Annotated in this window: 27 protein-coding genes; 18 read left to right on the top strand and 9 right to left on the bottom strand. The window is 59.2% G+C overall.

What is annotated here, in order from left to right; genetic code table 11:
* Positions 1–90 precede the first annotated feature (90 nt).
* The 5 genes from rpiA to SIB38_RS20665 all read left to right on the top strand — a co-directional run bounded on the left by rpiA (position 91) and on the right by SIB38_RS20665 (position 4550).
* Positions 91–879 (top strand): ribose-5-phosphate isomerase RpiA, encoded by a 789-nt coding sequence (gene rpiA / locus SIB38_RS20685; protein ID WP_294113136.1) that lies wholly within the window; start codon positions 91–93, stop codon positions 877–879.
* A gap of 14 nt (positions 880–893) precedes the next feature.
* Positions 894–2249: a glutathione-disulfide reductase gene (gene gor, locus SIB38_RS20680; protein WP_294113138.1), complete on the top strand. Its 1356-nt coding sequence runs from the start codon at positions 894–896 to the stop codon at positions 2247–2249.
* Between the two features lie 81 nt (positions 2250–2330).
* Positions 2331–3482, top strand: coding sequence for an FtsH protease activity modulator HflK (gene hflK / locus SIB38_RS20675; protein WP_294113139.1), 1152 nt, complete (start codon positions 2331–2333; stop codon positions 3480–3482).
* A 1-nt stretch (position 3483) separates the two neighbouring features.
* Positions 3484–4353, top strand: a complete 870-nt coding sequence (gene hflC, locus SIB38_RS20670; protein WP_294113140.1) for a protease modulator HflC — start codon at positions 3484–3486, stop codon at positions 4351–4353.
* Positions 4353–4550: a DUF2065 family protein gene (locus tag SIB38_RS20665; protein WP_168591422.1), complete on the top strand. Its 198-nt coding sequence runs from the start codon at positions 4353–4355 to the stop codon at positions 4548–4550. The genes hflC and SIB38_RS20665 overlap by 1 nt, the downstream gene beginning before the upstream one ends.
* A gap of 231 nt (positions 4551–4781) precedes the next feature.
* Here the strand turns inward: SIB38_RS20665 and SIB38_RS20660 are convergent, their stop codons facing one another.
* The gene (locus SIB38_RS20660; protein WP_294113142.1) at positions 4782–5954 is read right to left on the bottom strand and encodes a thiolase family protein; all 1173 of its coding nucleotides are present in this window, start codon (positions 5952–5954) and stop codon (positions 4782–4784) included.
* Positions 5955–6150: 196 nt separating this feature from the next.
* Here SIB38_RS20660 and SIB38_RS20655 point away from each other — a divergent pair, with 196 nt between their 5' ends.
* The 5 genes from SIB38_RS20655 to SIB38_RS20635 all read left to right on the top strand — a co-directional run bounded on the left by SIB38_RS20655 (position 6151) and on the right by SIB38_RS20635 (position 8999).
* The gene (locus SIB38_RS20655; RefSeq protein ID WP_294113144.1) at positions 6151–6480 is read left to right on the top strand and encodes an STAS domain-containing protein; all 330 of its coding nucleotides are present in this window, start codon (positions 6151–6153) and stop codon (positions 6478–6480) included.
* Positions 6481–6513: 33 nt separating this feature from the next.
* Positions 6514–6642 carry a hypothetical protein gene (locus SIB38_RS20650; RefSeq protein ID WP_412550961.1) on the top strand — a complete coding sequence of 43 codons (129 nt, stop codon included), beginning with the start codon at positions 6514–6516 and terminating at the stop codon, positions 6640–6642.
* Positions 6635–6946 (top strand): ATP-binding protein, encoded by a 312-nt coding sequence (locus SIB38_RS20645; protein WP_412550960.1) that lies wholly within the window; start codon positions 6635–6637, stop codon positions 6944–6946. The genes SIB38_RS20650 and SIB38_RS20645 overlap by 8 nt, the downstream gene beginning before the upstream one ends.
* An 85-nt stretch (positions 6947–7031) precedes the next feature.
* Positions 7032–8609, top strand: coding sequence for a gamma-glutamyltransferase (gene ggt / locus SIB38_RS20640; RefSeq protein WP_412550959.1), 1578 nt, complete (start codon positions 7032–7034; stop codon positions 8607–8609).
* 3 nt (positions 8610–8612) lie between these two features.
* Positions 8613–8999, top strand: coding sequence for a rhodanese-like domain-containing protein (locus SIB38_RS20635; protein WP_412550958.1), 387 nt, complete (start codon positions 8613–8615; stop codon positions 8997–8999).
* A gap of 55 nt (positions 9000–9054) precedes the next feature.
* On the opposite strand, the gene hspQ is transcribed toward SIB38_RS20635, so the two are convergent.
* Positions 9055–9381 carry a heat shock protein HspQ gene (gene hspQ / locus SIB38_RS20630; RefSeq protein ID WP_168591416.1) on the bottom strand — a complete coding sequence of 109 codons (327 nt, stop codon included), beginning with the start codon at positions 9379–9381 and terminating at the stop codon, positions 9055–9057.
* A gap of 83 nt (positions 9382–9464) precedes the next feature.
* Here hspQ and SIB38_RS20625 point away from each other — a divergent pair, with 83 nt between their 5' ends.
* Complete coding sequence (locus tag SIB38_RS20625) at positions 9465–10346, top strand: AEC family transporter (RefSeq protein WP_412550957.1); 882 nt, start codon at positions 9465–9467, stop codon at positions 10344–10346.
* 75 nt (positions 10347–10421) lie between these two features.
* The gene (locus SIB38_RS20620; RefSeq protein ID WP_294113157.1) at positions 10422–11009 is read left to right on the top strand and encodes a lytic transglycosylase; all 588 of its coding nucleotides are present in this window, start codon (positions 10422–10424) and stop codon (positions 11007–11009) included.
* Positions 11010–11067: 58 nt separating this feature from the next.
* Here the strand turns inward: SIB38_RS20620 and SIB38_RS20615 are convergent, their stop codons facing one another.
* Positions 11068–11382 carry a DnaJ family domain-containing protein gene (locus SIB38_RS20615; protein WP_412550956.1) on the bottom strand — a complete coding sequence of 105 codons (315 nt, stop codon included), beginning with the start codon at positions 11380–11382 and terminating at the stop codon, positions 11068–11070.
* Positions 11383–11578: 196 nt separating this feature from the next.
* Here SIB38_RS20615 and hemP point away from each other — a divergent pair, with 196 nt between their 5' ends.
* From hemP to SIB38_RS20600, 3 genes are all read left to right on the top strand, one after another.
* Positions 11579–11737: a hemin uptake protein HemP gene (hemP, locus tag SIB38_RS20610; RefSeq protein ID WP_168591412.1), complete on the top strand. Its 159-nt coding sequence runs from the start codon at positions 11579–11581 to the stop codon at positions 11735–11737.
* Positions 11734–12210: a hypothetical protein gene (locus SIB38_RS20605; protein ID WP_294113162.1), complete on the top strand. Its 477-nt coding sequence runs from the start codon at positions 11734–11736 to the stop codon at positions 12208–12210. Before hemP ends, SIB38_RS20605 begins: the two co-directional genes overlap by 4 nt.
* 522 nt (positions 12211–12732) lie before the next feature.
* The gene (locus SIB38_RS20600; RefSeq protein ID WP_294113257.1) at positions 12733–14115 is read left to right on the top strand and encodes a Do family serine endopeptidase; all 1383 of its coding nucleotides are present in this window, start codon (positions 12733–12735) and stop codon (positions 14113–14115) included.
* Between the two features lie 70 nt (positions 14116–14185).
* Here the strand turns inward: SIB38_RS20600 and SIB38_RS20595 are convergent, their stop codons facing one another.
* Together SIB38_RS20595 and SIB38_RS20590 are read right to left on the bottom strand one after the other, a co-directional pair.
* Positions 14186–14746, bottom strand: a complete 561-nt coding sequence (locus SIB38_RS20595; RefSeq protein ID WP_294113164.1) for a peptidoglycan-binding domain-containing protein — start codon at positions 14744–14746, stop codon at positions 14186–14188.
* Positions 14747–14804: 58 nt separating this feature from the next.
* Positions 14805–15164, bottom strand: coding sequence for an OB-fold nucleic acid binding domain-containing protein (locus tag SIB38_RS20590; RefSeq protein ID WP_412550955.1), 360 nt, complete (start codon positions 15162–15164; stop codon positions 14805–14807).
* A 168-nt stretch (positions 15165–15332) separates the two neighbouring features.
* Between SIB38_RS20590 and SIB38_RS20585 the strand changes: the two genes are divergently transcribed.
* Positions 15333–15656 carry a 2Fe-2S iron-sulfur cluster-binding protein gene (locus SIB38_RS20585; protein WP_294113167.1) on the top strand — a complete coding sequence of 108 codons (324 nt, stop codon included), beginning with the start codon at positions 15333–15335 and terminating at the stop codon, positions 15654–15656.
* Positions 15656–16390 carry an FG-GAP repeat domain-containing protein gene (locus SIB38_RS20580; RefSeq protein WP_412550954.1) on the top strand — a complete coding sequence of 245 codons (735 nt, stop codon included), beginning with the start codon at positions 15656–15658 and terminating at the stop codon, positions 16388–16390. Before SIB38_RS20585 ends, SIB38_RS20580 begins: the two co-directional genes overlap by 1 nt.
* 72 nt (positions 16391–16462) lie before the next feature.
* Here SIB38_RS20580 and SIB38_RS20575 read toward each other — a convergent pair whose 3' ends face one another.
* The 4 genes from SIB38_RS20575 to purD all read right to left on the bottom strand — a co-directional run bounded on the left by SIB38_RS20575 (position 16463) and on the right by purD (position 20060).
* Positions 16463–17074, bottom strand: a complete 612-nt coding sequence (locus SIB38_RS20575; RefSeq protein ID WP_294113173.1) for a LuxR C-terminal-related transcriptional regulator — start codon at positions 17072–17074, stop codon at positions 16463–16465.
* A gap of 87 nt (positions 17075–17161) precedes the next feature.
* A complete protein-coding gene (locus SIB38_RS20570) occupies positions 17162–17953 on the bottom strand; it encodes an L-threonylcarbamoyladenylate synthase (protein WP_412550953.1) in 792 nt (263 codons plus the stop codon).
* Positions 17954–17957: 4 nt separating this feature from the next.
* Positions 17958–18590: a 3-isopropylmalate dehydratase small subunit gene (gene leuD / locus SIB38_RS20565; protein WP_412550952.1), complete on the bottom strand. Its 633-nt coding sequence runs from the start codon at positions 18588–18590 to the stop codon at positions 17958–17960.
* A gap of 207 nt (positions 18591–18797) precedes the next feature.
* Positions 18798–20060, bottom strand: coding sequence for a phosphoribosylamine--glycine ligase (gene purD, locus SIB38_RS20560; RefSeq protein ID WP_294113178.1), 1263 nt, complete (start codon positions 20058–20060; stop codon positions 18798–18800).
* Between the two features lie 83 nt (positions 20061–20143).
* On the opposite strand from purD, the gene xseA reads away from it, so the two are divergent.
* On the top strand, positions 20144–21679 hold the full coding sequence (gene xseA / locus SIB38_RS20555) for an exodeoxyribonuclease VII large subunit (RefSeq protein WP_294113180.1): 1536 nt from the start codon (positions 20144–20146) through the stop codon (positions 21677–21679).
* The last annotated feature ends 7 nt before the right edge of the window (positions 21680–21686 follow it).

The raw sequence follows: 21686 nt of genomic DNA, 5'->3' as shown, positions 1-21686 counted from the left end.
CGCCAACATAGCGCATTTTCCGATATTCCCCTCTCGCGCCTGACGGGCTTCTTTCTTATAAAGTCCCAAAGCATGCAGGGAGTTGCCGCAATGACCGGAGAGTTGTCGCCCATCGACAAGGCCAAATTTGTCGCCGCCAAACGCGCCACCGACTATGTCGAAGATGGCATGCGCGTGGGGTTGGGCACCGGCTCGACCGCCGCATGGCTGGTGCGCTGCCTGGGTGAAATGGTGCGGGACCAAGGTCTGCGCATCAAGGGCGTACCGACCTCTACCCGTACTGCCGAACTGGCGCGTGAAGTGGGCATCGAAGTGATCAGCCTGGATGAGGCCAAATGGCTCGACGTGACCATTGATGGCGCAGACGAATTTGACGCGGACCTGAACCTGATCAAAGGCGGTGGCGGTGCGCTTTTGCAAGAGAAGATCGTGGCCACCGCGTCGGATCAAATGGTTGTGATTGCCGATGTCGGCAAAGAGGTCGAAACGCTGGGCGCTTTCCCTCTGCCGGTGGAGGTGGTGCCCTTTGGCTGGCAGACCACGCAGGCGTTGATTGAAGAAACCCTTGTGAGCATGGACGTCTTGGGCCGCACCAGCACGCTGCGCATGAACGGCGATGCGCCGTTTGTGACCGACGAAGGCAACCACATCCTCGATCTGCACCTCAACCGCATTGGCGACGCCCGCCAACTCGCACTTGTGATCAACCAGATGCCGGGTGTGGTTGAAAACGGTCTCTTCATCGATATTTGTGATGCGGTGGTTGTGGGCTATGGCGATGGCCGCGTGGAAGTGCGCGACATCAACGCGGGCACAATCGAAGAGGCGATGCTCGACTTCGCAGAAACAGACAATCTGTTCACCGATCTGGTGGACTAACAAAAAGGCACATCATGTCCTTTGATTATGATCTCTTTGTCATCGGCGGTGGCTCCGGTGGCGTACGGGCTGCGCGCGTTGCAGCAGCCGAAGGTGTAAAAGTCGCGCTGGCGGAAGAAGACCGCTATGGCGGCACCTGTGTGATCCGGGGTTGTGTGCCCAAGAAGCTGATGGTCTTTGCGTCTGAGTACGCGGGCATGGTGGAAGATGCACAGGCGTATGGCTGGGATATCAAGCCGGGCGCGTTTGATTGGGATGCCTTCAAGAGCAAGCTGCATGCTGAGCTGGACCGGCTCGAAGGTATCTATCGCAACTTGCTGAAAAACAGCGGTGTCGAAAGCTTTGATCAGCGCGCCAAGATGGTGGATGCACATACGGTTGAGTTGGCCGACGGCACACAGAAGACCGCGAAGCACATTCTGTTGGCGATGGGTGGACGCCCGGTCTGGCCGGACCTGCCAGGGGCCGAACTGGGCATCAGTTCCAATGAAATCTTCCACCTCGACAAACTGCCCGAGAGCATTCTGATTGTAGGCGGCGGCTACATCGCGTCTGAGTTTGCGGGCATCATGAACGGCCTTGGGGTAAAAACCACGCAGTTCTATCGGGGTGCGCAAATCCTGCGCGGCTTTGACGATGAAGCTCGCGGCTTGGTGGCCGAAGAGATGAAGCAGCGCGGCGTCGATCTGCACTGTGGCACCAACATTCTTGAGATGCGCAAAGAAGGCGACAAGATTTGGGTGAAAGCCACCAACGGCGAAGAGCGCCTGTTTGATCAGGTGATGTTTGCCACCGGCCGTGCACCCAACACCGAGAACATGGGTCTTGAAGAGATTGGCGTGAAGCTCGGTCGCAAAGGCGAAGTGGTTGTGGATGACTGCAGCCAGACCGGCGTGCCGTCTGTATACGCTGTGGGTGACGTCACCGACCGCGTGAACCTCACCCCTGTGGCGATCCGCGAGGGCATGGCCTTTGTTGAAACCGTGTTCAAAGGCAATCCAACACCTGTGGACCACGATTTGATCCCGACAGCGATCTTCACGCAGCCAGAAATGGGCACTGTGGGGCTTTCGGAAGAGGAAGCCGCAGAGCAAGAGCCAATTGAGGTTTACGCCACCAGCTTTAAACCCATGCAGCAGGCCTTTGCCGGTCGTGCGGAGCGTGTGCTGATGAAGCTGATTGTCAGCAAGGCCACCCGCAAAGTGCTGGGCTGTCACATCGTCGCGCCCGGCGCGGGAGAGATGATCCAGCTGGCGGGCATTGCCGTAAAAATGGGCGCCACCAAAGAAGACTTCGACCGGACCGTGGCGGTGCACCCGACCATGTCCGAAGAACTGGTCACTATGAAAGCCCCTGTCCGCAGCCTATAGGCTGCACATGGGTTGATTTTTCTGGCGCAACCCTCAGGTTTAGGGGAGCGCCAAAGACGATATAGAGAGGGAAGATCCCGAATGGCAGGAAACAGCGGCGGCCCCTGGGGAGGGGGCGGCAACAACCAAGGCGGAGGCAACCAAGGTGGGGGCAACCGTGGCAACAACAACGGTGGCGGCCGACGTCCCCCTGAGGGCGATGGCCCGCAGATTCCCGACATTGATGACCTGATGAAAAAAGGTCAGGACCAGTTGAAGGTTCTGATGGGTGGTCGCGGTGGTCAGGGCGGCGGCCAAAATGGCAGCGGCCAAGGCGGGGCCGGTGGCCCGGGTATCAGCAAGGGTATGCTGCTGATTGGTGCAGCCGCGGCAGTTGTCGTTTGGGGTGCGGCCAGCTTTTACCGCGTGCAGAACTTTGAACAATCCGTCGAGCTGTTCCTTGGGGAATACTACAGTACCGGCACCGAAGGCCTGAACTTTGCACCGTGGCCATTTGTCACCAAAGAAGTTCTGCCTGTCACCCGCGAACAGACCGAAGACATGGGCGGCGCGCGCCGTGGCGAAGATGGCCTGATGCTGACCGGCGACGAAAACGTGGTGGATGTCGATTACCAGGTGGTGTGGAACATCGCGGACCCGGCCAAATACCTGTTTAACCTGGCCGATCCGCCCCAGACCATTCGCGCAGTGTCGGAATCGGCCATGCGTGAGATCATCGCGCAATCCGAACTTGCGCCGATCCTCAACCGGGATCGTGGCGTGATTGCGGACCGTCTGCAGGAACTCATTCAGGACACGCTCGACAGCTACGACAGTGGTGTGAACATCGTGCGTGTGAACTTTGACCGTGCTGACCCGCCGTCCAGTGTGATTGACGCTTTCCGTGACGTTCAGGCCGCCGCGCAGGAGCGTGACCGACTGCAAAACGTTGCGGACGCCTACGCCAACCGCGTTCTAGCGGAAGCCCGTGGTGAAGCCGCGCAGGTTCTGGAAGAAGCCGAAGGCTACCGGGCGCAGGTCGTGAACGAAGCACAGGGTGAGGCATCTCGCTTTACCGCCGTTCTGGAAGAATACGCCAAGGCACCGGAAGTAACCCGCAAGCGTCTCTATCTGGAAACTATGGAAGAGGTTCTGGGTGACATCGACAAGGTGATCATCGACGAACAAGGCGATGGGGGCTCCGGTGTGGTGCCGTATCTGCCGCTGAACGAACTGCGTAAGGGGAGCAACTGATATGAAAAAGACCACGTATCTTTTGCCGATCCTGGTAATCGCGATTGCGGCAATTATGTCTTCGATCTTCATTGTGGACGAACGCGAGAAAGCCCTTGTTCTTCGGTTTGGTCGGGTTGTGGCCATCAAGGAAGATCCTGGACTGGCGTTCAAAGTGCCGCTCTTTGATGAAGTTGTGCGCTACGATGACCGCATCCTGTCCATCGACGTTGGACCAATCGAGGTCACGCCAGCCGATGATCGTCGTCTCGTTGTTGACGCCTTTGCACGTTACCGGATTGCTGATGTGGTCCAATTCCGTCAGGCCGTTGGTAACGGCGGTGAGGTTGTGGCCGGGCAGCGGCTTGACCGTATCCTGACAGCGGAGACCCGTGAGGTGCTCGGTACCGTGTCGTCCAAGGACATCCTGTCCACCGACCGTGCGGCGCTGATGCTGCGCATCCGCAACGCCGCTATCACTCAAGCGCGTGCGCTGGGTTTGGAGGTTGTCGACGTGCGTCTGAAGGCCACTGACCTGCCACCACAAAACTTGGAAGCCACCTTTGAGCGGATGCGGGCCGAGCGGGAGCGTGAAGCGACTGATGAACGCGCCCGTGGTAACGAGGCGGCGCAGCGTGTGCGTGCGCAAGCAGACCGTACTGTTGTGGAGCTTGTCTCCGAGGCGCGTCGCGAGGCGGAGATCACCCGCGGTGAAGCGGACGCAGAGCGCAACGCGATCTTTGCGGAAGCCTTTGGCGAAGACCCCGAGTTCTTTGAATTCTACCGGTCTCTGAACGCCTACCGGATGGCACTCAAGGGGGACAACTCCTCCATCGTGATGTCCCCGGACAGCGATTTCTTCAACTACTTCCGTGACGTGCAAGGTCGCTGATGGTTGAAACCGCACTTCTGGCTCTTGGGCTGGTATTGGTTTTGGAGGGGCTGGTGTACGCACTGGCCCCTTCTATTGTTGAGGAGTTGCTGGAGATGCTGCGCAGCTTCAGCGAGGGGCAGCGCCGCACCATGGGCCTGATGGCCGTGGCACTTGGCGTGCTGGTGGTCTGGATCGCCAAATCACTCGGTGCGTGACTTCGCCCGGAGTCAAGGCCGCTGGCCGCCAGGCAGCGCCCGACCGCCCCCCATGGGCGGGCGCTTCTGAGCCCGCTCACCATATGGCGCTCGGATACTGCGCTGCGGCACGATTGCCATACTGTCAGGGCATCGCGCCCACCCGCGGACGGGCGCTGCCCAGTCGTACCGCCAAACAAAAACGCCGCGAGACCCTCTCGCGGCGTTTTGCGTTTCTGTTATTGTCAGCGCTTAGACGCGTTCAATCGCAATGGCGGTGCCTTCCCCACCACCAATACAGATCGCTGCCACACCGCGCTTCAACCCCCGTTTTTCCAGTGCGTTCAGCAAGGTGACCATGATGCGGGCGCCAGACGCGCCAATCGGGTGACCCAGAGCACAGGCGCCGCCGTTCACATTCACGATGTCGCGGCTCAGGCCCATTTCATGCATGAAGGCCATCGGCACCACGGCAAAGGCTTCATTGACCTCCCAGAGATCCACGTCTTCCTTTTTCCAGCCAATCTTCTCCAACAGCTTCTGCGCCGCTGGTACAGGCGCCGTGGTGAACAGGCCGGGCGCTTGTGCATGGCTGGCATGGCCAACAATCTCCGCACGCACCTTCAGGCGCTGTGCTTCTGCGGCCTCTGCTGAGGCCACAACCAGAGCGGCCGCACCGTCGGAAATCGACGAGCTGTTGGCTGGCGTCACGGTGCCGTCTTTGCGGAAAGCGGGCTTCAGCTGTGGGATCTTTTCTGGGCGTGCGTTGCCGGGCTGTTCGTCTTCGGCAATCTCCACCTCACCTTTGCGGGTCTGCAGCGTCACCGCGGCAATCTCGCCTTCAAACGCGCCAGACTTCTGCGCTTCCAAAGCGTTGGACAGGGATTTGAGGGCATACTCGTCCTGCGCCTCGCGGGTGAACTGAAAGCTCTCGGCGCAGTCTTCGGCAAAGGTGCCCATTAGGCGGCCCTTGTCATAGGCATCTTCCAAGCCGTCAAGGAACATGTGGTCCACCACCTGCTGATGACCAATCCGTGCGCCGCCGCGCATTTTGGGCAGCACATAGGGCGCGTTGGTCATGCTTTCCATGCCGCCGGCGATCATCACGTCCCGATCACCTAGCGCCACGCTGTCAAACGCCATCATTGCCGCTTTCATGCCAGAGCCGCACATTTTGTTAAGGGTTGTGGCAGGCACCTCTTCGCCAAGGCCGCCTTTGAACCCGGCCTGACGCGCCGGCGCCTGACCCTGACCCGCTGGCAAAACGCAGCCCATTAACACTTCGTCGGCAGTGGTGGCACCCGCATCTGCCAGCGCCGCTCGAATCGCGGTGCCGCCAAGCTCTGCGGCCTCGACACCGTCAAAAGCGCCCTGAAATCCGCCCATTGGCGTGCGGGCCGCCCCTGCAATCACTACTTTTTTCATGGTTTTTGCTCCTCCGCAGTCCCATCAAATCCAATTGCCCTTGGCCTTGCCTGAAAATCTTTGCAAGGATGTTACAGGGCTCTTTGCGCCAATTGTAACCCCGGCGCAATTCCGTAGATCCACGGGATTTGCTCATACATTGGTAACCATTGGGGCCTAGACTTGTGCCAAGGACGAAAGGTGAAGGAGACGTCATATGAATCTGTCGAGTAAGGCAGAGGGTGATGCCCTTGTGGTATCTGTTCACGAGTCGCGCATTGATGCGTCCGTGGCCATCCAATTCAAAGATCGCATGCGTGAAGAAACCGACACGGCTGATGGCCGGGTTGTCCTGAACCTGTCCGAAGTGGACTTCATCGACTCCAGCGGGCTGGGCGCCATTGTCGCGGCCATGAAGCAACTGGGCGGTAAGAACCCCCTGGAATTGGCGGGCCTTAACGAAAATGTGGATAAAGTTTTCCGTTTGACCCGTATGGACACTGTGTTCCGTATTCATAATTCTTTGGACGACGCATTTGTCGTTTGACCCTTTGATCTGATGTTAGGGACACACCCCAGATTGATTAAACCAAAGGCTGATATCCACATCGAGCTGAAGGGCACCCCCACGGAGGTGCGCAATGCGCTCGAGACTCTGCGTCACAAGCTGACGGCACAGGAGTTTGCGGTGCAACGCGGGTGTGCTTGAAATTGTGCTGGCCGAGGTGCTGAACAATGTGGTGGAGCATGCGCTGGCCGGGCGCAGTGACGGACAGATTGTGATCGCCTGCAACTACGCGGACCAATGCTGGTTTGTCGAAGTGCGCGACAACGGCGCCGAAATGCCGGACAGCCAACTGCCGGACGGGACTATGCCCGATCTGGATCGTGACCTTCTGGACATGCCCGAAGGCGGCTTTGGCTGGGGGCTGGTACGCTCGCTGGCACAAGACATTGGCTATCAACGCCACTCCACAGGACACAACGAGCTTAGCTTCCGCGTCCCCGACTGATCGGCAATCCTGGGCCTAACGTGGTCCAACTGGTTGCATCACACGTATCTCCCGATAAACTTCACATGTGAATTAGGGAGACGTCATGCGAGATTTTCATTTTCCGGGCCGGTCACCAGTTATGGCGACCAAGGGCATGTGCGCCACCTCGACGCCTCTGGCAGCGCAGGTGGCCGTAGATATTCTGCGCCAGGGTGGCAACGCCATGGATGCGGCCATCGCTGGCTCTGTCCTGCTGGGCATTTGTGAACCGGCCTCCACCGGCATTGGTGGCGATTGTTTCACCCTTGTGTCTCCCGCAGGCAGCGAAGAGGTTTTGGCCTTCAACGGCTCCGGTCGTGCCCCGTCCGCTGCGGATGCCGCTGATCTGCGCGCGCGTGGTTTGGATGCGGTGCCGCTGTTCGGCGTTGAAGCTGTGACGGTGCCAGGCGCTATCGATGGCTTCTGCACACTGTCTGAGAAATACGGCAAGCTCGGCATCGCTGACAGCCTGGCTCCGGTGATCCACTACGCCGAAGAAGGTATTCCCGTCGGGCCGCGCTCCGCCTTTGACTGGCACCAGACCCAAAGCAATTTGCAAGGCCACGGACGGCGGCACTATCTGCGCGATGGCAAGCCGCTGAACAAAGGCGACATCTTCCGCGCACCGGGCCAGGCCGAAGTGCTGCGCCGTGTGGCCGCGCAGGGCCGCGACGCCTTCTATACCGGCGAGATCGCCGAAGACATGGTGACCACCCTGCGCGCCATGGGCGGCGTGCACACCATGGAAGACTTTGCAGCCACCGCCGGGAACGATGCCACGCCGATCGGCGGCACCTACAAGGGCGCCGAGCTGCTCGAGCATCCGCCAAACGGGCAAGGCGCCACCGCGATCCTCTTGCTCAACATCCTGAAGCATTTTGACATTGCGTCGATGGACCCCTTTGGTGTGGAGCGCACGCATATCGAAGCTGAGGCCGCCAAACTGGCTTATGACGCGCGCGACCGCCTGATTGCCGATCCGGATCACACCACGCGCACGGCGCATATGCTGGCACAGGAAACCGCAGACAAACTCGCCGCATTGATTGATCCTAAACGTGCCATGGCCGCGCCCGCACCGCTGACCGAGGCCGTGCACAAAGATACGGTCTACCTGTCGGTGGTGGACAAAGACGGCATGGCGGTGTCGATGATTTATTCGATCTTCCACGCCTTTGGCTCGGGCATTGCGTCGGATAAGTTTGGCATCCTGATGCAGAACCGCGGTGGTGGCTTCACGCTGCAGGAAGGGCATCCCAATGAGCTCAAAGGCGGCAAACGCCCGATGCACACCATCATCCCCGGCATGATCCGCCGCGAAGGCCGCGTGGAAATGCCCTTTGGCGTGATGGGCGGCCACTATCAGCCCAACGGCCACGCGCGGGTGCTGTCCAATATGGAAGACTTTGACATGGACCCACAAACCGCGCTGGACTCCCCACGCTCCTTTGTCGAGGACGGCGAGTTGAAGCTGGAACGCGGCTACAGCGACAGCGTTAAACAAGAACTCGCGGACATGGGCCACAAGGTTGTGGTGCCCGACATGCCCATCGGCGGCGCGCAGGCGATCCGTATTCACAAAAACGGCGTGCTCGAAGGCGCCTCTGACCCGCGCAAAGACGGCGCAGCGATAGGATACTAAGCCATGCCCATTACCCCAATCAAAGAGCTGGTCGACGCCGCCAAGGCAGAGATCACCACCCTGAGCCAGGAAGAGGCCGAAGCCAAAGTGGCCGCTGGTGAGGCGTTGTTTGTCGACATTCGAGACCCGCGTGAGTTGGAGCGCGAGGGCCGCATCACCGGGGCGTTCCACGCCCCGCGCGGTATGTTGGAGTTCTGGATTGCCCCCGACAGCCCATATCACAAAGAGGCGCTGGCCACGGACAAAACCCTGATCCTGTTCTGTGCGAGCGCGTGGCGCTCTGCCCTATCTGTGAAGGCGTTACAGGACATGGGCGTGGAGAATATCGCGGAAATGGAAGGCGGGTTCTCGACGTGGAAAAAGCGCGGCGCGCCCATCGAGACCGCCTAAAAGCAAAAACGCCGGGCCCTTGCAACCCGGCGTTTCCATCCCTTCTGGATGTGCGCTAGTTCAGCGCGTAATGCAGTGGATAGGCCCCATCTTCAAAAGGCCCAAACATATCGTCCAAATCAGGGTGGCTCACCGGTTCGCCGGAATAGTCAGCGATCAGATTTTGCTCAGACACATAGGCCACATAGTAGCTCTGGTCGTTTTCCGCCAGCAGATGATAAAACGGCTGATCCTTCACAGGACGGCTGTCCTCTGGAATTGCCTCATACCATTCTTCGGTGTTGGCGAACTCAGGGTCTACGTCAAACACCACACCCCGGAACGGGTGTTTGCGGTGACGGACAACTTGACCGAGGTAATATTTTGCGCGTGTTCTAAGCATGTATTGCAGCCCCTACATCCCAAAGATAGACGCTGCAAGGGGGCTTTGTCCAACTTTAGCCGAATTTTAGCAGGAAACAGTCTGTGAACTTAATCTTAACAGTTCTGGAAATTGTCGCGCCGGTCTTTCTGGTCGCGGGGGTGGGTTTTGCCTGGGTGAAAGCGGGGTTTGAATACCGCATTCAGTTTGTCACGCGCCTTGCCATGACACTGGCAGTGCCCTGTCTGATCTTCACCGCGCTGATGAAAACCGAGGCCAATTTGGGCGACTTGGCGAAGCTCACTTTGGCAGGCACCGTAGCTTATATTGTGGTGGGTGCCATTGGCTGGGCGCTGCTCAAGGCCACCGGCCTGAGCCTGCGGACGTATTTGGCACCGATCATCTTCGGCAACACCGGCAACCTTGGCATCCCGCTGGCGCTGTTTGCTTTTGGCCAGCCTGGGTTGGAGGCCGCTGTGGTCATGCTCGCGGTGTCGGCGATCCTGTCCTTCACCTGGGGCATTTGGATTGTCGCGGGCGAAGGCGCCTTTGGCAAAATGATCAAAGAGCCGATGATCTGGGCCACGCTGCTAGGCGCACTGTTTCTGGTGATGGACTGGGAAACACCGCAATTTTTGACCAACACGCTGGATCTGATTGGTCAGATGGCGATCCCGATGATGCTGATCACATTGGGGGTTGCCGTGGCGCGGCTGACACCTGGGCGAGTCGTGACCGCGATCTGGCTTTCGGTGGTGAAGCTGCTGATCTGCGCCGCCATTGGGTGGGGCATTGGCCTTGCCTTTGGGCTCACAGGCACGCTCTTTGGCGTGCTGGTGTTGCAAATGGCGATGCCGGTGGCGGTCACTGCCTATCTCTTGGCGGAGAAATACGAGGCGGACAGCAACGCGGTGGCCGGTTACGTCGTGGTCTCTACGCTGGTCTCTGTGATTGGTTTGCCGATTCTGCTGACTCTTCTGCTCTAATTCCGGCATTGTGATTTACCCTCTGCAGGAAAATCCGCTAAAGTGGCAAAAAAACAAAGAATGAGCGAGAGGCAAATGAGCAGAGTTCTCTTCGCGCTGATGGTTGTGCTTGTTGTTGCGTCCTGCGGCAAGAAGGATACCTCTGCGCCCCGAAATTTGGATAACGCCTGTGCGATCCTGAAAGAAAAGCCGCATTTCCGTCGGGCGTTTGTCTCCACCAAACGCAAATGGGGCGTGCCGGTGTCGGTGCAGATGGCCGTGCTCTATCAGGAAAGCAAATTCATCGGCGACGCCCGCACCCCACATAAATACGCGCTAGGCATTCTGCCGATGGGCCGTCAAAGCAGCGCCTATGGCTATGCGCAGGCACTCGATGGCACCTGGGATCAGTACCGCCGCGAGACACGCAACCGCAGCGCCAAGCGTGACAACATCAAAGACGCGAGTGATTTTATGGGCTGGTACTTCCACGAATCCCGCGACCGCAATGGCGTCTCTTTGAGCGATGCGCGCGCGCAGTACCTCAACTACCACGAAGGCCACACCGGCTACGCGCGTGGGAACTACCGCAACAAACCTTGGTTGGTGAAGGTTGCAGACGACGTGGCGAGTCGCGCCGCAATGTATCAATCCCAACTCAAGAGCTGCTCGCGTTTGCGCTAAAACGCTCACCTTGCTGTGAATGGATTGTGAGGCGCTCCCTGTGGGGGCGCCTTTTGCGTCAGCCGTATTTGTTTACAGCTTCCACTTCCAACGCCAATTTTAGTTGGAGCTCGCTTAGAATCTTCATCTGCGCCTTGCGCTCGGCCGCGTCAGTCAGCGTTTTGAGCTTGGCCATCTTCTCGGAAATCTGCTGCTTCAACACCACGGCCTGCGGCTTGGCCTGACGCTCTTTCATCAAATGGGATAGCACCGCGTCCTTGGGTTGATGTAGATGTTTCAGAGGCTTGCCGGCGCCCGGTAGGTCCTTGAATTCGTCATTGCGGTCTGCTTGTTGCAAAGCCATCTCAATTGCCGGGTTGAGCGGATGGGTCACGAGGAATCGCCTTTCTTGTGCTGCGCATTCCTCATATGGGGTCTCGGCAAATTCGGTGCACCTAGGGGCGGCAATTTGCCCTTATTTTAAGAGGAAAAAATCCTCGCTTGACAATCCCGACTAAAATAATCAGAAATAGCGCATCAGCCACCCAAATGGGGAGCCAACACATTGACTAGGACCAACGGAGAGTCCCATGACCCTGCAAATGCAAGCTCCCGAAATGGCAAACGCGCTGCCCGTCCATGACGCCAACCAACTGACTGGCGACAACGGTCTGGCTCATATCCGCCTGAACGACCAGCTTTATACGCTGCGCATCACCCGCGCTGGCAAACTGATCCTGACAAAATGAGCGGCGCCCTGCATAGAGGGGCGCAGCGCGTAGGTCTGCTCGAAGACCTCGGCGATGTGGAGCGTTTGGCCGTTCGTTGGCTGCGCTCCTGGGGGCGTGATCCGGTGGGGATTGCGCATTTGGAATCCACGCTGACCGTTGGCTTGGGTCCGGATCAAGCGCGTAACATCAAAGGTGTTTTTGAAGACCTGATGGAAGTTGGTCGCCAGTATGGCCGCCGCGCGCTATGTCGCCATGGATGTCATTGTCGCTGCCTTGGTGCAGATGAAGCGGTTTTTGCTCATTTGATTGAGGCCGGGGCCAACGGGGATCAGGAAGACGCGGCGCTTCTGGCTTCTCTCGTGGTTCGCCCTGATATGGCGATGTGCTTTGCCGGTTTGGCGGCAGAGTTTGGAATGGCGCTGAGCAAAGTGGCCCGTGCAGCGCCTGCACGTCCACAATTTTCGACACCGGTTTCGGCCACGGTGCATTAAGCTCAGGCCCTATCAATGTCACACCTCTGGTTTGGCAGATTTTTGGGCTGACAAGGCGCGGAGCTGCAGGAACTCTGGGTGAGTTTTCAAGCTCCGCAAGGCCGTCAGGCGAAAAATCCGCCAAATCCTTCGGACATCCAGCACGCTTCGCCTCAGCGGGTCAATTCGCTTGCAAAGAGGCCCACTCCGTGCGGCGCGCACCGGCCCTCTGAGGCTGTGCGTGCTGGATGACAGAGGCGAGACATTGACAGGGACTGAGCTTAACCACTGTGGCCAGACCGTGGCTGTGCATTCACTTTATTCACAGATCACTCACAAGCATGTTAGGCGGCGCGACGCGCATGTGGTTGCCATTGCTGCGTGAAATGCCCACACTTCTCCGCATACGCCGGGAGCAACTCGGCAGGTTTCAAGTACACCAAAGGAGAACCCAAAGTGTTTTCTGACACCCTTACGTACCCCGACACCCAACAGCGCAGCTGGCGCATCGCCGGGCTCGCGTTTCTATCTATTCTGTTTGTCATGGCGCAGACGCTGATTGCGCAAGCACGCCCTGACAGCTTTGCTGATTTGGCGGATGAGATCAGCCCTGCTGTTGTGAACATCACCACCTCAACCGTTGTGGCTGGCCGCACCGGTGGCCCGCAAGGCATTGTGCCCGAAGGGTCCCCGTTTGAGGATTTCTTCCGCGAGTTCCAGGACCGTCAAGGCGATCAGGGCGACCGTCCTCGTCGCACCTCGGCGTTGGGCTCCGGTTTCGTGATTACCGCTGATGGCTTTGTGGTCACCAACAACCACGTCATAGAAGGCGCTGATGAAATCCTCGTTGAATTCTTTGAAGGCGGCGAGCTGCCTGCAAAGGTTATCGGCACCGACAAAAACACAGACATCGCCTTGTTGAAGGTCGAATCCGACGAGCCGCTTGATTTTGTGGAGTTTGGCGACAGCGATACCGCCCGCGTGGGCGATTGGGTCATGGCCATGGGCAACCCGCTGGGCCAGGGCTTCTCGGTCTCTGCTGGCATCGTCTCCCAACGCGGTCGTGCTTTGTCCGGCGCTTATGACGACTACATTCAGACCGACGCCGCCATCAACCGCGGCAACTCCGGTGGCCCGCTGTTCAACATGGACGGCGAAGTGATTGGCGTGAACACCGCGATCCTGTCCCCGAACGGTGGTTCCATCGGCATCGGCTTCTCCATGGCCTCCAATGTGGTCACCAAGGTGGTCGATCAACTGAAAGAATTTGGCGAAACCCGCCGCGGTTGGCTGGGTGTGCGTATTCAGGATGTGACCGAAGACATGGTGGACGCTGTGGACGGTCTGAAATCCGCCGCAGGCGCGATGGTCACCGATGTGCCAGAAGGCCCTGCCTTGGAAGGCGGCATGCTGGCGGGGGACGTGATCCTGACCTTTGACGGCGCCAAAGTGGCCGACGTGCGTGGTCTGGTCCGCGCGGTGGGCAACACCAATGTTGGCAAAACCGTCGATGTGGTTGTGTTGCGCGATGGCGGCGAGGTGACGCTGGCCATCACCCTTGGTCGCCGGGAAGAGGCTGAAGGCGCTGTGCCAGCGAGCCAACCTGCGCCCTCCAGCGATCCGGTTGAGAAAGAAATCCTCGGCCTGACCGTCACCGTGTTGACCGACGACATGCGCGAAGAGCTTGGCGTGGCGGAAGGCACCGATGGTCTGGTGGTGAGCGCGGTGGACGAGATGTCCAAAGCCTATGAAAAAGGCCTGCGGGCGGGGGATGTGTTGACCGAAGCGGGCCAGCAGAAGCTGACCTCAATTGCCGATCTGGAAGACCGCATCGAAGAAGCCAAAGAAGCGGGCCGCAAGTCCCTGTTGCTTCTGGTACGCCGCGCCGGAGAGCCCCGCTTTGTGGCGCTTAACATCGAAGAGTAAGCGCGGGTACATATCATAACAAAGAAGGGCGCCCGCTGCGGCGCCCTTTTTCATGTCCTCTTGCGTGGGGTCACGCCTCGCGCGGCACCGCCACCAAGCCAAGCCGCCGCGCGCTTTCCAGGGACAGGATGGCACTGTCGAGCCCTTCGGCGCTTTGATAGCGGCGAATGGCGGCGCGGGTGCGGGCATCGCGCTCTGCGGTGATGCTGCCGTAAAACAGCCCGCGTACTTTCAAAGCCCGCTGCAGAGAGGCGGTGAACTCTTCGGTCCAGACTTCGGCACAGGGGGTTTCAAACCACAATTCCCGTCGCTCCTGCACAATGCGCTGCTGTGTTTCGGTGCGGAAAATCCCTGGCGCGATCACAGTGCCATCTGCCAGCACTTCGGGCGGCTGCACCATGACCTGCTCGCTCACAGTTTCCACCACGGCTGGCGTCACATGACGGCCCCAACAGCTGCCCGGCCGCGCATTGGGCGGCGCTCCGGCATCTTCGGCGCGGATAATTTCAGGCTCGTTAAAAGCAGCGATATAAGGCGCGGTGGTGATTTGCTCTTCGCACGCCGTCAGGCTCCCCAACGCCAAAAGCGCCGTGGCGGCCAGAACCGATCGTGCGGCAAAATCTGCGGGCATGCTCGCGCCTCATGTGTTTTGCCCTGTCATACCGCGTTTTGCGCCGCAGCGAAACGCGTCATTTGCTTGAAGGGGCTGGCGGTGTGACCAAACTGTCCAAAAGCGGCGAGAGATCCTCGATCCGCTCGGCAATCACATGGGTGACATTGTTCTCCCGCTGAATGCGCCCGGTGACCCTGAGCAGTCGCCCGGCAATCACCGCGCGGCGGAAATGCTCATAAAGGCTGCGCCAGACAATTACATTTATCACGCCGGTCTCATCCTCCAGCGTGACAAAGATCACGCCTTTGGCGGTGCCGGGCCGTTGGCGCAGAATCACCAGCCCGGCCACGGTGATCCGCGCGCCATTGGGGGGCTCCGTCAGGCGACTGGCCACCAAAGCCGCCGGGGGGCGCGGCCATGCGTGATGCGGGGCCATGCCTGGAGGCCACGTGGGGGTCGGGGATCTCATAATCTGCATGGGAACAAATATAGAACATTTAAAAATTGTCGCAAGGGGAGGGAGCGCTTGTCGCAAATGGGGGTGGAAGCGGCGCAGGCCCTGACCTAACTAGAGATGCGAACAGTTTCACCAAAGGAGCCAGACATGGCCAAAATCACCTATGTCGAGCATAACGGTACCGAACATGTTGTTGAGGTCGCCAATGGCTTGACTGTTATGGAAGGCGCGCGCGACAACAATGTCCCCGGCATCGAAGCCGATTGCGGTGGCGCCTGTGCCTGCTCGACCTGCCACGTCTATGTGGACCCAGCTTGGGTCGAGAAAGTCCCGGCCAAAGACGACATGGAAGAAGACATGCTGGACTTTGCTTATGAGCCTGATCCCGCGACCTCGCGCCTGACCTGTCAGATCAAGGTCACCGACGCGTTGGACGGTCTGGTTGTCAAACTGCCAGAAAAGCAAATCTGATGGCGTTGGCGCGGCGTCTCTTGTCACACCGGCTGCGCCGCGCAATGCTCGCGGTCGGTTTGGGTCTGATGGCCGCGCCTGTGATGGCGGAGATCGCCTCCGCCCGATACACAGACGAAACCTCCCGATATGCCCATGGCGTGCTAGGCGATGCCATCGAGTACGGCACGCTAGAGCTGACGTTGAAAGACGGTAAGCGTCTCGCACTCACACTCCCCCAAGACCGCGTCTTTGAAGACATCGCACCGCGTCTGATGGATATGGACGGCGATGGCGTACCAGAAGTGATTGTGGTTGAAAGCAGTCAAACCGGCGGTGCCCGCCTGGCCATCTACGACGAAACTGGCCTGCGTGCCGCCACGCCCCACATCGGTCAACGCAACCGCTGGCTCGCGCCCATCGGGGCCGCAGATCTTGACGGCGACGGCCACATAGAAGTGGCCTATATCGATCGGCCCCATCTGGCCAAAACCCTGCGCGTCTGGCGGTTTAAAGACAATCAGCTGACCCAAGTCGCGTCACAGGCTGGCCTGACCAACCACCGCATCGGCGAAGACTTCATCTCCGGTGGTATCCGCGATTGCGGCGACGATCCAGAGATGATCACGGTCAACGCCAATTGGTCCGAGGTCATGGCCACGCGCTTTGACGGCAAAGCCCTGTCGCCCCGCGCCCTTGGCGGCTTCAAAAACCAGACATCCCTAAAGCACGCGCTGGACTGCAAAGCGCCTTAGCCTTCTCATTCCAAAAATATCTCGGGGTGAATTGAGCGCACAGCGCTCAAGAGGGGCTGGCCCCTCACGCCACTACCGCACGGTCCCGTCGCTGGCCGAATAAATATGCCGCGTGCCAATCGCGCCCAATGACTGGAAAAGGCTCGCGGTATTAGACACACCAAACTTCTTCAAAAGCTTGCCGCGATGCACCTCGACCGTGCGGTTGCTCATGCCCAACTGGATCGCAATCTCCTTGCTGGTCATGCCTTCGGCGAGCAGTGAAAACACCTCGCGCTCGCGGCGGGTCAACGCCTGATATGGCCGGGTGTCAGAAATATCAGCAAAGCTCCACACCGCGCGCTGCAACGGGTCTTCCGGTGTAAACGTATGCCCGCGCACGCGGCACCAGAACATCTCTCCGCCACGCCGCATCATCACCCGCTCGTCCCAATAAAAATTGCCCTCACGCAGCTCCTGCACACCGCGGTTGCGAATATTGCTGAACTCTTCCTGTGTGGGGTAGAGGATGGCAAAGGTGCTGTCTTTGAGGGCTGCGCGCTCATAGCGGAACATCTCGGCAAAGGTGTCGTTACAATCGCGGATCACCCGGTTTTCGGTGACCACAATGCCCACCGGCGCAAAGCTGAACGCCAGTTCCACAAAATCGCCCGTGGCAAAGGCCTCTTCCACCGAAATGGTCATGTCATCTCCCCCAATTCAGGCGGAGAATAGGGCGCAGCACTTGCCGGTGCAACGCCCCTTGATTGCATCTCCAAAGGTTGTCGATGCTTAGTAGTAATGCCCGTGGCGGTAGTCCCAGCTGATAAAGTGCTCCGACATCAGCTCCATGATCTCGGTACAGGCCAAACCCTTGCGGATCAGCACCGGCCCGGGACTCACATCGCGGTTGCCATTTTGCAGCGGCACCAAGGCGCCTTTGGCATCCACAACAGAGACCATCACGCCCTGCTCATAACGGGTTTTCTCATCGGCATCCGGTTGAATGGACGCCACATAGTCGTTGGCTTCAATGATCATATCCACCTCGGCTTCGATCTGCTCGCCAATGCCTTCCACCAAACCACGATTGCCTTTGCCTGATGGGTTGGCCGAAGAGGCGAAGACCAGTTTTCCGTGCTCTTCCCACAGCGTGCGCACGGTGTTTTCAGAGGGCGTGCCAAACTTGATTACAAAGCAGCTGGTGCCGCGACCGTCCATCATCAACGCATCAGAGCCATCATCGGGAATATGGGCGCGGGCGCCGTCTTTCCATGGCAGGATGCAGCCCAGAAGGATGTCTTTGTCCCAGTGTGATTGATAAAACGCTTCAATTTCGTCGTTGAGATCCGCCAGCGCACGCAGCTGGTCCATCGAGCCGCAGAGCACCACGCCTGGCTTGTTGCGTTTGCGGTTCTTGGCGGAAAATTTGCGCTCCAAACCAGCGGCGTCACTTGTCATCACGATGTAGCCCACTTTGGTTGGGCTCACGATACAACCGCCGGGCTGCACCAGCCGGTCAACGGCCTCTGTTTGAACGCCGCCGTTCCAGCGGATGTGCTTGTCGCTGAGAGTATCTTTCATGGGTCTACCTTGTGTTGGTTGGAAGGGGGGTATGCAGCCAGGGAAACCGCGTTTCTGCAGCGGCTTCATAGGCTTCGATCTGCTCGATTTTTTCGAGCGTCAGGCCAATTTCATCCAACCCGTTCAGCAGGTTGTGTCGCCGGGTCGGATCTACATCAAAGGCAAACTCTGTGCCGTCTGAGGCGGTGATGGTTTGAGCGTCGAGATCCACGGTCATGCGCGCGTTTGCACCGCGTTCCGCGTCTTGCATCAAGACATCGACCTCGGCCTGCGGCAGGGTGATTGGCAACATGCCGTTCTTGAAACAATTGTTGAAAAAGATGTCGGCAAAGCTGGTGGAGATCATGCAGCGGATGCCAAAGTCATTGAGCGCCCAAGGCGCATGTTCCCGACTGGATCCACAGCCAAAGTTGTCACCAGCGATTAGGATTTTGGCGTCGCGATAAGCGGGTTTGTTGAGAATAAAATCCGCAATCTCACTGCCGTCAGGGCGAAAGCGGATTTCCTCAAACAGATGTTTGCCAAGACCAGAGCGGTTGATGGTTTTGAGGTATTGCTTGGGCAGGATCATATCGGTGTCGATATTGATCAGCGGCATAGGGGCCGCGACGCCACAGATTTTGTTTAAGGCTTCCATGCAGAGCCAACTCCATAGACAGGGGATTCAGTGGGCTGAATGCTGTCCTGGTGCCTGTCTGGGCTCTAGGTGGCGCGCTTACTTGCAGAGGCTTTTAGCGGGTCTCGCGCGGCAAGCCAAGCCGCATGTTGCACTGCAATTGCTAGCGCTTACAAAAAAAAGGCGCTGCCCCCTGGAGGTGCAGCGCCATTCTATCTGGGGAGTACCTTAAAGCGCGCGCCAGCCGATGTCGCGGCGGAAGAACCCGCCGGGCCAGTCAATCGCATCGACCATGGCATAAGCCCGATCGCGCGCTTCCTGCAGGCTTGCGCCCCGCGCGGTCACGTTCAGCACACGCCCACCGGACGCGGTGATTTTCCCGTTTTTTTCGGTGGTGCCTGCGTGAAACACCATGTTCTTGCTGTCGGCCGCGATGGCATCCAGCCCGCCAATCACCGAGCCTTTCTCATAAGACCCGGGATAGCCATTGGCCGCCATCACCACGGTGATTGCATGATCATCGGCCCAGTTCACCTGCGCCTCATGCAGCCGCTCTTCGGCCGCCGCATGCATCAGATCCATCGCCTGCGCGCCCAGACGCATCATCAGCACCTGACACTCCGGATCGCCAAAACGCACGTTGTATTCCACCAGACGCGGCTGGCCGTCTTTGATCATCAGACCCACATAAAGCACACCCTGATAAGGGGTGCCGCGCTTCGCCATCTCGTCAATGGTCGGCTGCACAATCTCATCCAGCGCCTTCTGGGCAATCTCATCAGACAGCACCGGCGCTGGGGAATAGGCGCCCATGCCACCGGTGTTCAGCCCTGTGTCGCCTTCGCCCACACGTTTGTGATCCTGCGCCGTGCCGACGGGCAGGGCGGTCTTGCCGTCACAGAGGATGAAGAAAGAGGCCTCTTCGCCCTCCATGAATTCTTCGACCACCACTTCGGCGCCTGCGCCACCAAAAGCCCCGCCAAACATGTCGTCCACCGCATCCAGCGCGGTTTGCAGGTCCATCGCAACAATCACGCCTTTGCCTGCCGCAAGTCCATCGGCCTTCACCACAATCGGCGCGCCTTGCTCGCGGATGTAGGCTTTGGCGGCTTCGGCATCGGTGAAGTGTCCGTAGCCTGCGGTCGGCGCATTGGCTGCGTCACAAATCTCTTTGGTGAAGCTCTTGGAGGCTTCCAGCTTCGCCGCCGCTTGGCTTGGGCCAAACACCAGCACACCCGCCTCGCGCAAACGATCCGCTACGCCTGCTGCCAAAGGCGCTTCCGGGCCAACAATCACAAAATCAATCGCATTGGCTGCCACAAAGGTCACAACCTCGCCGCCATCCTCGATGTCAAAGCTGGCGCATTCCGCGATCTGCGCGATGCCCGCATTGCCCGGTGCCACAATAAGCTTGTCGCATTTCGGGTTCTGCATCACTGCCCATGCCAGTGCGTGCTCACGTCCACCGCTGCCGAGAATAAGAATGTTCATGTTGCCGCCTTCCGCTTGGCCTCCGCTTTGCGGCGTTCTAAGGTGGCTTGGCACAGGAAACAAGGGAACTGAGCAGCGCACCCATGTCCGATCTGATCGACGACCCAAGAGAGGGCGAAAACGCCCCGGAATTCAGCGTCACCGAACTCTCCGGTGCGATCAAACGCATGATCGAGGGCGAGTTCTCCCATGTGCGCATCAAAGGCGAGATTGGCCGGGTGTCTTTTCCGCGCTCGGGCCACGTCTATCTGGACCTAAAAGATGACCGCTCGGTGATTGCCGGCGTAATGTGGAAAGGTGTTGCGGCGCGGGTTTCCACCCGTCCGGAAGAAGGCATGGAAGTGGTCGCCACCGGGCGGCTGACGACCTTCCCAGGCCAATCCAAATACCAACTGGTGATCGAAGACCTGAAGCCGGCAGGCGTCGGCGCGCTGATGGCGATGCTGGAAAAACGCAAAGCCATGTTGCAGGCCGAAGGGCTGTTTGCCCAAGAACGCAAAAAGCCGTTGCCATACCTGCCGGAAATCATCGGTGTTGTGACCTCGCCCAGCGGGGCCGTGATCCGCGATATTCTGCACCGGCTTCGGGATCGCTTCCCGCGCAAAGTGCTGATCTGGCCTGTCGCCGTGCAAGGTGAGCAATGTGCGCCACAAGTGGCCAACGCCATTGAAGGTTTCAACAAACTCACCCCCGGTGGTGCCATGCCGCGCCCAGATCTGATCATTGTCGCCCGAGGCGGTGGCAGCATCGAAGACCTCTGGGGCTTCAATGAAGAAGTGGTGGCCCGCGCCGCGGCTGCCTCTGACATCCCGCTGATCTCTGCAGTGGGTCACGAGACGGATACAACGCTGATCGACTTTGTCTCTGACAAACGCGCGCCAACCCCAACGGCTGCTGCGGAATTAGCCGTACCGGTGCGGCTCGACATGTTGGCCTGGGTCGAAGAACAGGGCGCGCGCCTCACTCGAGGGCTGGAGCAAGGCCTACGCCAACGCGACCAACGCCTGCGTGATCTCGCCCGCGCCTTGCCGCGTGCCGACACGTTGCTGCAAACCCCGCGACAGCGCTTGGACACCGCCGCCGATGCACTGCCCCGCGCGTTGCAATCCGGTATCCAGACGCGCCGCGTGACTCTGGCGGAGAAATCTGGCGGATTAAGCGACAAAACCCTGCTGCGCATGATCGAAATTCGACGGCAGCAGTTGGGCCGCTACGGCGACCGCTTGTCTGTGGATGCGCTGTCCCGCGACATCTCCCGCCAAAAAGACAAAGTCAGCGACCTGTCGCGTCGTCTGTCCGATGCAGGCACCCGTCAGGTGCAAACGCTCAAAGACCGGCTGGCCTCATTGGACCGCATGCGGGAAACGCTGAGTTACACCGCGACGTTGCAACGCGGCTACGCCGTGGTGCGCGGAGACGGCCAGTTGGTGAAAACATCTGTCGAGGCCAGCGCCGCCAGCGCTTTGGAAATTGAATTTGCCGATGGCCGCCTGTCCGTAGGGGCAGGGGGCGCAGCTGCCCCCTCTGTACCGCCGCAGCCAGCACCGGAAAAGCCCAAGCTCGCGCCAAAACCCAAAGCGAAGAAAACGCCGCCACCAGAGCAGGGCAGCCTGTTCTAACGCAGTG

The organism is Shimia sp. MIT910701 (assembly GCF_047126315.1).
Lineage (GTDB): Bacteria > Pseudomonadota > Alphaproteobacteria > Rhodobacterales > Rhodobacteraceae > Shimia.
This window is presented reverse-complemented; position numbering and strand designations above follow the sequence as displayed.

Excerpts from the sequence above, each read along its gene's own strand:
- SIB38_RS20655 (WP_294113144.1), top strand. The coding sequence starts at position 6,151 with ATGAATCTGTCGAGTAAGGCAGAGGGTGATGCCCTTGTGGTATCTGTT.
- SIB38_RS20660 (WP_294113142.1), bottom strand. The coding sequence starts at position 5,954 with ATGAAAAAAGTAGTGATTGCAGGGGCGGCCCGCACGCCAATGGGCGGA.
- SIB38_RS20605 (WP_294113162.1), top strand. The coding sequence starts at position 11,734 with ATGAGCGGCGCCCTGCATAGAGGGGCGCAGCGCGTAGGTCTGCTCGAA.
- hflK (WP_294113139.1), top strand. The coding sequence starts at position 2,331 with ATGGCAGGAAACAGCGGCGGCCCCTGGGGAGGGGGCGGCAACAACCAA.
- SIB38_RS20575 (WP_294113173.1), bottom strand. The coding sequence starts at position 17,074 with ATGACCATTTCGGTGGAAGAGGCCTTTGCCACGGGCGATTTTGTGGAA.
- xseA (WP_294113180.1), top strand. The coding sequence starts at position 20,144 with ATGTCCGATCTGATCGACGACCCAAGAGAGGGCGAAAACGCCCCGGAA.
- SIB38_RS20620 (WP_294113157.1), top strand. The coding sequence starts at position 10,422 with ATGAGCAGAGTTCTCTTCGCGCTGATGGTTGTGCTTGTTGTTGCGTCC.
- hemP (WP_168591412.1), top strand. The coding sequence starts at position 11,579 with ATGACCCTGCAAATGCAAGCTCCCGAAATGGCAAACGCGCTGCCCGTC.
- SIB38_RS20595 (WP_294113164.1), bottom strand. The coding sequence starts at position 14,746 with ATGCCCGCAGATTTTGCCGCACGATCGGTTCTGGCCGCCACGGCGCTT.
- ggt (WP_412550959.1), top strand. The coding sequence starts at position 7,032 with ATGCGAGATTTTCATTTTCCGGGCCGGTCACCAGTTATGGCGACCAAG.
- SIB38_RS20580 (WP_412550954.1), top strand. The coding sequence starts at position 15,656 with ATGGCGTTGGCGCGGCGTCTCTTGTCACACCGGCTGCGCCGCGCAATG.
- SIB38_RS20590 (WP_412550955.1), bottom strand. The coding sequence starts at position 15,164 with ATGGCCCCGCATCACGCATGGCCGCGCCCCCCGGCGGCTTTGGTGGCC.
- SIB38_RS20585 (WP_294113167.1), top strand. The coding sequence starts at position 15,333 with ATGGCCAAAATCACCTATGTCGAGCATAACGGTACCGAACATGTTGTT.
- SIB38_RS20635 (WP_412550958.1), top strand. The coding sequence starts at position 8,613 with ATGCCCATTACCCCAATCAAAGAGCTGGTCGACGCCGCCAAGGCAGAG.
- SIB38_RS20665 (WP_168591422.1), top strand. The coding sequence starts at position 4,353 with ATGGTTGAAACCGCACTTCTGGCTCTTGGGCTGGTATTGGTTTTGGAG.
- hflC (WP_294113140.1), top strand. The coding sequence starts at position 3,484 with ATGAAAAAGACCACGTATCTTTTGCCGATCCTGGTAATCGCGATTGCG.
- gor (WP_294113138.1), top strand. The coding sequence starts at position 894 with ATGTCCTTTGATTATGATCTCTTTGTCATCGGCGGTGGCTCCGGTGGC.
- rpiA (WP_294113136.1), top strand. The coding sequence starts at position 91 with ATGACCGGAGAGTTGTCGCCCATCGACAAGGCCAAATTTGTCGCCGCC.
- SIB38_RS20600 (WP_294113257.1), top strand. The coding sequence starts at position 12,733 with ATGGCGCAGACGCTGATTGCGCAAGCACGCCCTGACAGCTTTGCTGAT.
- hspQ (WP_168591416.1), bottom strand. The coding sequence starts at position 9,381 with ATGCTTAGAACACGCGCAAAATATTACCTCGGTCAAGTTGTCCGTCAC.
- leuD (WP_412550952.1), bottom strand. The coding sequence starts at position 18,590 with ATGGAAGCCTTAAACAAAATCTGTGGCGTCGCGGCCCCTATGCCGCTG.
- SIB38_RS20570 (WP_412550953.1), bottom strand. The coding sequence starts at position 17,953 with ATGAAAGATACTCTCAGCGACAAGCACATCCGCTGGAACGGCGGCGTT.
- purD (WP_294113178.1), bottom strand. The coding sequence starts at position 20,060 with ATGAACATTCTTATTCTCGGCAGCGGTGGACGTGAGCACGCACTGGCA.